Source organism: Bacteroides caecigallinarum (assembly GCF_016902295.1).
Taxonomy (GTDB): domain Bacteria; phylum Bacteroidota; class Bacteroidia; order Bacteroidales; family Bacteroidaceae; genus Phocaeicola; species Phocaeicola caecigallinarum_A.
This window is the reverse complement of sequence record NZ_JACJLQ010000059.1, coordinates 1-9,507: the sequence shown is the minus strand read 5'-3', so window position 1 is coordinate 9,507 and position 9,507 is coordinate 1. Positions and strand designations below refer to the sequence as shown.

6 protein-coding genes, 2 tRNA genes and 1 rRNA gene are annotated in these 9,507 nt (G+C 38.6%); 8 read left to right on the top strand and 1 reads right to left on the bottom strand.

Annotated features, from left to right (window positions below; genetic code table 11):
• The 8 genes from rrf to H6A27_RS13470 form a co-directional block, all read left to right on the top strand.
• Window positions 1-102 (top strand): 5S ribosomal RNA (gene rrf / locus H6A27_RS13505); the annotation flags it as partial.
• Between the two features lie 198 nt (window positions 103-300).
• Window positions 301-1,857 (top strand): peptide MFS transporter, encoded by a 1,557-nt coding sequence (locus H6A27_RS13500; protein ID WP_204402430.1) that lies wholly within the window; start codon window positions 301-303, stop codon window positions 1,855-1,857.
• Between the two features lie 112 nt (window positions 1,858-1,969).
• Entirely contained in the window at window positions 1,970-4,600 is a 2,631-nt protein-coding gene (locus tag H6A27_RS13495; protein WP_204509067.1) for a DNA gyrase/topoisomerase IV subunit A, read from the top strand.
• A gap of 4 nt (window positions 4,601-4,604) precedes the next feature.
• Window positions 4,605-5,453, top strand: coding sequence for a DUF3316 domain-containing protein (locus H6A27_RS13490; RefSeq protein WP_204509066.1), 849 nt, complete (start codon window positions 4,605-4,607; stop codon window positions 5,451-5,453).
• 18 nt (window positions 5,454-5,471) lie between these two features.
• Entirely contained in the window at window positions 5,472-6,503 is a 1,032-nt protein-coding gene (locus H6A27_RS13485) for a S41 family peptidase (RefSeq protein ID WP_204509065.1), read from the top strand.
• A 64-nt stretch (window positions 6,504-6,567) separates the two neighbouring features.
• Window positions 6,568-6,649, top strand: a tRNA-Leu gene (locus tag H6A27_RS13480).
• Between the two features lie 87 nt (window positions 6,650-6,736).
• Window positions 6,737-8,014, top strand: a complete 1,278-nt coding sequence (locus H6A27_RS13475) for an alpha-l-rhamnosidase (RefSeq protein ID WP_204509064.1) — start codon at window positions 6,737-6,739, stop codon at window positions 8,012-8,014.
• 406 nt (window positions 8,015-8,420) lie between these two features.
• The gene (locus H6A27_RS13470) at window positions 8,421-8,960 is read left to right on the top strand and encodes a methylglyoxal synthase (protein WP_204402437.1); all 540 of its coding nucleotides are present in this window, start codon (window positions 8,421-8,423) and stop codon (window positions 8,958-8,960) included.
• Window positions 8,961-9,401: 441 nt separating this feature from the next.
• Here the strand turns inward: H6A27_RS13470 and H6A27_RS13465 are convergent.
• Window positions 9,402-9,474, bottom strand: a tRNA-Lys gene (locus H6A27_RS13465).
• Window positions 9,475-9,507: the final 33 nt, after the last annotated feature.

Here is a 9,507-nt window from a genome sequence, read left to right as displayed (position 1 = left end):
TATAGCACGAAGGTTCCACCTCTTCCCATTCCGAACAGAGAAGTTAAGCTTCGTCACGCCGATGGTACTGCGTACAAGTGGGAGAGTAGGTAGTCGCCGTTTTATAGAGAAGAGCCCTGAAGCGATGCTTCGGGGCTCTTTCGTTGTTATAAGATAATAAAGATGTAGATTGTAATAACTGTAGTGAAGATACAGTAATGTGTTATGCGAAATAAGGGAATGTGTTATTTTGATAATTATGTGTTTTTCTTTATTTTTGCATAAAAATTTAATCATTAATCATTTAAATCTTCATTATTTATGTTTAACAATCATCCTAAAGGACTGATTCCAGCGGCTCTGTCAAACATGGGCGAACGTTTCGGTTACTATATCATGAATGCCGTTTTGGTGTTGTTCCTTTGTTCTAAATTTGGTATAAGTGAGGAGAAAAGTACACTTATCTATTCTTTCTTTTATGCAGGTATCTATCTTTTAAGTCTTGTCGGCGGTTTGATTGCCGATAGGAAACAGAATTATAAAGGTACAATCATGGCCGGTCTTGTAGTCATGGCTATTGGATATATCGCATTGTCTATTCCTATTACAGCAAATGCAGGAAATACTTCGTGGTTACTTACTTTGACTTGTATTGCATTGTTTTTGATTGCTTTCGGAAATGGCCTGTTTAAGGGAAACCTTCAGGCTATCGTTGGTCAGATGTATGATGACCTTGAGGCAGAAGCTGCCACTAAAGGTGAGAGAGAGCTTGCGATTGCTAAGGGAAAGAGAGACTCAGGTTTCCAGATTTTCTATGTATTTATAAATATAGGCGGCTTGGTTGCCCCATTTATTGCTCCGTTGTTAAGAAGCTGGTGGTTGAGCGCCCATAACATGGTTTATAATGCGAGTCTTCCGGCTTTGTGTCATGATTATATTAATCGTGCGAACGAAATGTCCGCTGAAGCTATGGGCAATTTAAATCAGCTGATGTCACAGTGCATAGCAGGTGATATATCTGACATGACAGCTTCATGCGCACAGTATCTGCAGATATTCAACGAAGGTATTCACTATTCATTCCTTGCGTCTGTTGCGGCTATGTTGATTTCATTGCTTATCTTCTTTGCAACAAAACGCAAATTCCCAAATCCTGGAAAGAAGGAAGCTGCGGCCTCTGTTACTTATACCGCTGAAGAGAAGGCTGCTATGGCAAAGGAAATCAAGCAGCGTCTATACGCTTTGTTTGCAGTACTTGGAGTTGTGATATTCTTCTGGTTCTCATTCCATCAGAATGGTACTTCATTGTCCCTCTTCGCAAGAGACTTTGTTGACACCTCTACAATAGCTCCTGAAATATGGCAGGCTGTCAATCCGTTCTTCGTAATTACATTGACACCTATTATAATGATGATTTTCGGTTCCCTGTCAAGAAAAGGAAAAGAAATATCTACACCGAGAAAAATTGCTATTGGTATGTTTATTGCAGGTTTGGCTTACTTGTTCCTTGCAGGTTATTCACTCGTGATGGGTTATCCTTCTGCTGCAGAATATAGAGATCTTCCTATCGACCAGCAGGTGAAGGCTGGAGCATGGGTGCTTATAGTTCTTTATTTCCTTCTTACAGTGGCCGAATTGTTCATCTCTCCACTTGGATTGTCATTCGTTTCGAAGGTAGCTCCAAAACATCTTCTGGGACTTTGCCAGGGATTGTGGCTTGGTGCGACAGCTGTAGGTAACCTCCTGTTGTGGATTGGCCCTCTTATGTATAATGCTATTCCTATCGCATACTGTTGGGCAATATTCATGATAGTATGTCTCATCTCTATGGGAGTAATGCTGTTCATGGTGAAATGGCTTGAAAAAGTGGCTAAATAACAGATTTTAAAATAAAATAGTCTAAATAAGAGGATATATCTTTTCGTGGTATATCCTCTTTTTTTCTTAAATTTGCAAAGACACTGTTTTTATTCTTGAATAATATACTAAAATGAGCGAAGATACTTTTGATAAGGAAAACGATTTACAGGGGGGCGAAGGTCATTCCGACTACAAACCGGCAGATACATCAAATGATGCGGTAAGACATCAGCTGAGTGGTATGTATCAGAATTGGTTTCTTGACTATGCTTCGTATGTAATACTTGAAAGAGCTGTTCCGCATATTAATGATGGATTGAAACCTGTACAGAGGAGAATATTACACTCTATGAAACGTCTTGACGACGGCAGGTACAACAAGGTGGCAAATATTGTAGGCCACACCATGCAGTTTCATCCTCATGGAGACGCTTCGATAGGTGATGCTTTGGTTCAGCTTGGTCAGAAAGAACTGTTGATAGACTGTCAGGGAAACTGGGGAAATATTCTTACAGGCGACAGTGCTGCCGCCCCACGTTATATTGAGGCTCGTTTGTCCAAATTCGCTCTTGATGTGGTTTTCAATCCGAAAACTACAGAATGGCAGTCGTCATACGACGGACGTAACAGAGAACCTGTGACTTTGCCTGTCAAATTTCCTTTGCTTCTTGCGCAGGGAGTGGAAGGTATTGCTGTCGGTCTGTCGTCAAAGATTCTTCCACATAACTTTAATGAGCTGTGTGATGCCGCAATAGCTTATCTCAAGGGAGAACCATTCCGTTTATACCCGGATTTTCAGACTGGAGGTTCCATCGACGTGTCTAAGTATAATGACGGCGAACGAGGTGGAGTAGTACGAGTGAGAGCAAAAATATCTAAACTTGACAACAAAACGCTGTGCATAAGCGAAATCCCTTACGGTAAAACTACTTCTTCGCTTATAGACTCTATTCTGAAAGCAGTGGAAAAAGGAAAAATCAAGGTCAAGAAGGTGGAAGACAATACAGCCGATAAGGTTGAGATTCTTGTACATCTTGCGCCAGGTGTCTCGTCGGACAAGACTCTTGATGCTCTGTATGCATTTACGGATTGTGAGGTGAATATTTCGCCTAACTGTTGTGTAATTGATAATAAGAAACCTCATTTCCTGTCTGTAAGCGATGTGCTGAAAAAATCGGCAGACAATACTCTGGATTTGCTGAGGAAAGAATTGAATATTGAGCGTGAAGAAAAACTTGAAGCCCTGCACTTTGCTTCATTGGAAAAAATCTTCATCGAAGAACGTATATATAAGGATGTAAAATTCGAACAGGCAGAAAATATGGACGCCGCTTGTGAACATATTGACGAACGACTTACACCTTTTTATCCTAAGATGGTTCGTGAAGTGACCAAGGATGATATACTGAAACTTATGGAAATAAAGATGGCCCGTATCCTGAAATTCAATAAGGATAAGGCCGATGAGTTGATTGCCAGACTAAAAAACGAGATAGATGAAATTGACAATCATCTTGCTCACATCACAGACTTTACAATAAACTGGTTCGAGAATCTGAAAAACAAATATGGCAAGAATTTCGAACGGAAGACTGAAATAAGAAACTTCGATGTGATTGTCGCTACAAAGGTGGCCGAAGCGAATGAAAAACTTTATATAAACAGAGAAGAAGGTTTCATCGGTACAGGATTGAAGAAGGACGAGTTTGTGTGCAACTGTTCCGACATAGACGATGTGATAATATTCTATAAAGACGGAAAGTATAAGATTGTAAGAATAAGCGACAAGCTTTTCGTAGGCAAGAATATATTGTATGTCAATATCTTCAAGAAAAATGACAAACGCACTATATATAATGTGATATATCGTGACGGAAAAGATGGAGCATACTTTATAAAACGCTTTAATGTCACTTCAATGATACGCGATCGGGAGTATGACATTACACAGGGTAATCCTGGTTCAAAAATTATGTATTTCACAGCTAACCCTAACGGTGAGGCTGAAGTGGTGAAAGTTACTCTCAGACCTAATCCTAGAATTAAGAAACTGATACTGGAACGAGATTTCAGTGAAATTTCAATTAAAGGAAGACAGTCTATGGGTAATTTGCTTACCCGTCTTGAAGTACATAAGATTAGTTTGAAACATAAGGGAGGCTCTACACTCGGTGGCAGAAAAGTATGGTTTGATCATGATGTTCTTCGTCTGAATTATGACGGGCGTGGCGAATTTCTTGGTGAATTCCAAAGCGAAGACAGTATATTGGTTGTATTGAAGAGCGGAGAATTCTATACTACCGATTTCGATTTGAATAATCATTATGATCCGGATATAATGCTTCTTGAGAAATATAATCCTGACAAGGTCTGGACCGCGGTCCTTTACGATGCCGACCAGCAGAATTATCCTTATCTTAAGAGGTTCTGTTTCGAGCAGAGCGCTAAGCGACAGAACTTTTTGGGTGAGAATAAACAGAATGTATTACTCCTTCTGACGTCAGAGGCATATCCAAGAATTAATGTTCTGTTTGGCGGACACGACAGCTTCAGAGACTCTTTGATTGTGGATGCCAGCGAATTTGTTGGCGTGAAGAGTTTTAAGGCAAAAGGAAAACGACTCACAACTTTCACTGTCGATAAGATTGAAGAACTCGAACCTATTGTTAGAGAAGAAACTGAAGTGCAAACAGAATTTGAGGAAAACGAATTGGAGGAGGATATTCCTAATGATGATGACGGTCAGATGAAGCTGTTCTAAAATTATGTATAGACTATATATATCAGCCATCATGGCGTTTTTAATATCTTGTGCCAGTATAAAGGCACAAGATTCTTTATATCATGGAAAGTATCTTGTACGTTCCGTTATGATTGGGATTGGAGGAGCAAATGTTTACGATACGTACCTTTCTCCGTTGGAATATCGTGGTCCTGAGCTCAGGTTCATGCACGAAAGTATGCGTATGACGAAACTGCTTGGAGGGCATGTCTCAACTCAACGTATCATACAGACCAACTGGTCCTATACTGATAATATTTCTAAATCGTCAAAATCGTATTCAGGAATGCTGAACTGGACTTATGCCTTGCATTACCAGTATAAAATAGACGATAATCTGAAACTATTGTTCGGACCAATGTTTGATTTGAATGCAGGTTTTATATACAATGCCCGCAATTCGAACAATCCTGCTCAGGCAAAAGTATATGGAAGCATAGACGCGTCTGCTATGCTGATATACAAATTCAGAATAGCCAGATATCCTATGACATTGAGATATCAGGCTAACCTGCCTTTCATGGGAATAATGTTTTCGCCTGAATATGGCCAGTCATATTATGAAATGTTTTCTCTTAAGCATGGAGGTAGAAATGTTCTGTTTACATCGTTTCATAATGCTCCGTCTTTAAGGCAAATGTTTACTTTGGATTTTCCTGTTGGAAAAACAATATTCCGTGCCGGATACCTTTGCGACATACAGCAGGCAAAAGTAAACAATCTGAAGAGTCATTTCTACTCACATAACTTTCTTATAGGATTTGTCAGAAACTTCCACTTGTTAAGAGGAAAGAACATGATAAGTCTCCCTTCTAAAGTTACACCGTTTTGATAAAAAAGATTATTCTGTATGAATCATAATAGTAACACATTATTTGTAATATTGATAAGTGTCATATTATCTGCTGTGTCATCATCTTGTATTAGGGAGGATGTCTCAGGAAATACTCCACAGGCAAATTTTGAGTCATTGTGGAGAATCATCGACGAACAATATTGTTTTCTTGACTATAAGAATGATGTATATGGATTGGACTGGGATGAAGTATATTCAAGATATTCCAAACGCATAACATCGGATATGTCAGATTATAATCTTTTTGAAGTGCTCTCCGAAATGGTGAATGAATTGCGTGATGGTCATGTAAACCTGAGCAGTGGATATGGAACGTCGCAATATAGAGAATGGTTTGATGCCTATCCTCGTAATTTTAGTGATAGTATCCAAAGTAATTATCTTGGGAAAGATTATGTGATAACCTCAGGACTTACATATCAGATATTGGAGAATAATATTGGTTATGTATATTGCTCGAGTTTTTCTAATGGAATAGGAGATGGTAATCTGGACTATATGCTTAAAGAGATGGAATTATGTGACGGCATAATTATAGATGTAAGAAATAATGGAGGAGGAAATCTGACTACCGCCCAAAAGTTAGCCTCAAGATTTACCAACGAAAAGGTTCTTGTTGGATACATGTCGCACAAGACAGGACCTGGACATAGTGATTTCTCTACGCCGGCACCAGTGTATCTTGAACCTTCAAACGGAATCCGTTGGCAAAGAAAAGCTGTAGTCCTGGCAAACCGACGTTCGTACAGTTCCACAAACGATTTTGTAAACTGTATGAAGAACATGCCGCTCGTTACAATTATGGGCGATACGACAGGTGGAGGCTCCGGCTTGCCTTTCACCTCGGAAATTCCCAATGGATGGTCTATCAGGTTCTCGGCTGCTCCAATGTATGACGCAGACATGAATCAGATAGAATTTGGTATCACGCCAGACTTGCATATTGATATGTCTGAGGAGGATATTTTACGTGGAAAAGACACCATTATTGAAACGGCATGTGATTTTTTGAAAAAAACCCGTTGAAATATTTGTGTGTATAAAAAAAATACCTACCTTTGCATCGCAAATGAGAAATAAAGCTTCTCACGCGCCTGTGGCGTAATTGGTAGCCGCGCCAGACTTAGGATCTGGTGTCGTGAGACGTGTAGGTTCGAGTCCTATCAGGCGCACATAAAAGAGGAATTAACAACTGATTATTCAATGTTAGTTCCTCTTTTTTTTATGTCTATTTTCATGTTTTTTTTAATTCATAAGCTATGAAACACATATTTGTATCTCTTGTTTTAATACTTTTCTCTGTGGAAGTATTTGCTCAGCGACTTGTTAAGGTAGGCGAAGCATATAGCTCCACTTCAGTTAATACTGCTGTTTCCCGTAATAATTCATTAGTTACGAATGGCAATGTTCAGTATATATCTTATTATGATGCCGAAGGTTATCTTACTTTAGGAAAGCGTATTCTGGGAACTAAAGACTGGACATTGAATCGCACACAGTATAAAGGGAATGTGGCTGATGCCCATAATGTCATAAGTATGATGGTGGATGGTGACGGCTATTTACACCTCTCTTTCGATCATCATGGCGATAAGTTGAATTATTGTAAAAGTACTGCACCTGGAAGCTTGATATTGGGAGAAAAAGAACCTATGACAGGTGATGATGAGAATGATGTTACATATCCGGAATTTTATCGTATGCCGGATGGTGATTTGTTGTTTGTATATCGTTCTGGAGCATCTGGTAGAGGCAATCTTGTATTGAACAGATATGATTTGAAAAGCCGTAAATGGTCACGTGTCCAGAGTGTTTTGATTGATGGGGAAAATCAGCGAAATGCTTATTGGCAGCTGTATATGGATAATAAGGGAGTGATTCATTTGTCGTGGGTTTGGCGTGAGACTTGGCTTGTGGAGACTAACCACGACTTGTGTTATGCATATTCTCCTGACGAAGGCAAAACCTGGTATAAATCTATAGGTGAGAAATATATTTTACCTATACGTAAGGATAATGCCGAATATGCCTGGCGTATTCCTCAAAACAGTGAACTGATTAATCAGACAAGTATGAGTACTGATGCGGATGGGCATCCATATATAGTGACATATTGGAGAGATGCTGACAGTGATATCCCTCAGTATAGGTTGGTGTGGAATGATGGAATAAGCTGGCAGAGTCGTCAGATTATGAACCGTACGCATGGATTTTCCTTAAAAGGAGGAGGAACGAAGATGATTCCTATTTCGCGTCCTCGTGTTGCTGTGGATAGCGGAAAAGCATATTTTGTGTTCCGTGATGAAGAACGTGGCAGTAAGGTGTCGGTGGCTTATACAGACAATATAAAATCTGGAGAGTGGCGCGTGAAGGACCTTACTGACTTTTCTGTGGATGCATGGGAGCCGTCTTATGATACAGAATTATGGAAGACGCATAAAAAGCTTCATATGTTCGTTCAGGAGACACATCAGGGGGATGGAGAAAAGGTTAAGGATTCAGAGGCTACTCCTGTGTATGTTCTTGAAATAAATTAATAACAGGAATAAGATGAAACGGAAAACAACTAAAGAGGGGAATATTATTTCTGCAATCATCTGGAAGAATGTGAAATAGGATGGACTTGATCCCTGCCAAAAACAGCAGAAGTGGATTTGGAATCTCTAAAAAAGAAAACAGCTTTTAAAATCATTACATTCGAAAATTAAATATAAACTATCATTTTTCTTGATAAACATCAATAAATAAGCATATTGGTAGATATTTATGGTGTTTTATAGCATTTTATCAATAAATGTAAATATATTTGCAATGCAATACGAAGTTGAATAAGATAGATTGATATAAAAAATTAAGGTAAAAAGGGTTTAAAGTTTTCAGGATTTCAATAATAATTATCAGGTTTCTATACATATTAACTTAATTATCTAAATTCACGTTTTTATGGAAAGAACTATTACACGCAGAATTGGGCTAGTAGCACATGATGCAATGAAAAAGGACATGATAGAATGGGCACTATGGAATTCAGAACGTCTTGTAGGGCATAAATTCTATTGTACAGGAACAACTGGAACGCTTATCAAAAAAGCACTTCAGGAAAAACATCCTGATGTAGAATGGGATATCACTATACTAAAATCTGGTCCATTAGGCGGAGACCAGCAGATAGGTTCACGTATCGTAGAAGGGGAAATAGATTATTTGTTTTTCTTTACAGACCCTATGACTTTGCAGCCTCATGATACAGATGTCAAGGCGCTGACAAGATTGGCCGGAGTTGAGAATATAGTATTTTGTTGTAACCGCTCTACAGCTGACCATATAATAACAAGTCCTCTCTTCTCTGATCCTAACTACGAAAGAATTCATCCTGACTATACGCAATACACTCAGAGATTTGCAAATAAACAGATAATATCAGAAGCTGCAGAACAAGTTGCCAAGAGAAAAAGAAAGCAGAATAAAACACGAAACGATTAAAGATAATTTATACTTTTGACTTGCATAAATCAATATCTTATTCAATTAAGTCCAAGATTGGATAGATAAATTAATTTAAGTTTTCAGGTATTAATTTTTACACTTATGAAAAGGTTAGAAAGATGTTTCAGGAAAATGATCCAGAACATCAAAAGAAGTTCTGTTATAATTTATGGTCAGAATGACCGTGATTTACTAAAAAGTGAAATTCATTTCAGAAAGTATTTTATGAATTAAGCAAAAGTAAGTAAAGGCTGACATTTTTATGTCAGCCTTTATATCTGTATACTTCAATTATCCTTGATCTCCAACTTTGGTAATCCCTCAGGTTTTAACGTTGATGCTTGGTTTAACTCTCGGTTTGGCTGAACCATGTAAACCTGCGCAAATATAGGCATAAAAAAAGAGAGTCACTTTTTTGTAACTCTCTGATTTTCCGAGTGATCCGCTTGGGGCTCGAACCCAAGACCCCAACATTAAAAGTGTTGTGCTCTACCTGCTGAGCTAGCGAATCAATCCTATATGCTATCGTTGTTTCTCGATTGCG

Excerpts from the sequence above, each read along its gene's own strand:
- H6A27_RS13500 (WP_204402430.1), top strand. The coding sequence starts at position 301 with ATGTTTAACAATCATCCTAAAGGACTGATTCCAGCGGCTCTGTCAAAC.
- H6A27_RS13495 (WP_204509067.1), top strand. The coding sequence starts at position 1,970 with ATGAGCGAAGATACTTTTGATAAGGAAAACGATTTACAGGGGGGCGAA.
- H6A27_RS13490 (WP_204509066.1), top strand. The coding sequence starts at position 4,605 with ATGTATAGACTATATATATCAGCCATCATGGCGTTTTTAATATCTTGT.
- H6A27_RS13485 (WP_204509065.1), top strand. The coding sequence starts at position 5,472 with ATGAATCATAATAGTAACACATTATTTGTAATATTGATAAGTGTCATA.
- H6A27_RS13475 (WP_204509064.1), top strand. The coding sequence starts at position 6,737 with ATGAAACACATATTTGTATCTCTTGTTTTAATACTTTTCTCTGTGGAA.
- H6A27_RS13470 (WP_204402437.1), top strand. The coding sequence starts at position 8,421 with ATGGAAAGAACTATTACACGCAGAATTGGGCTAGTAGCACATGATGCA.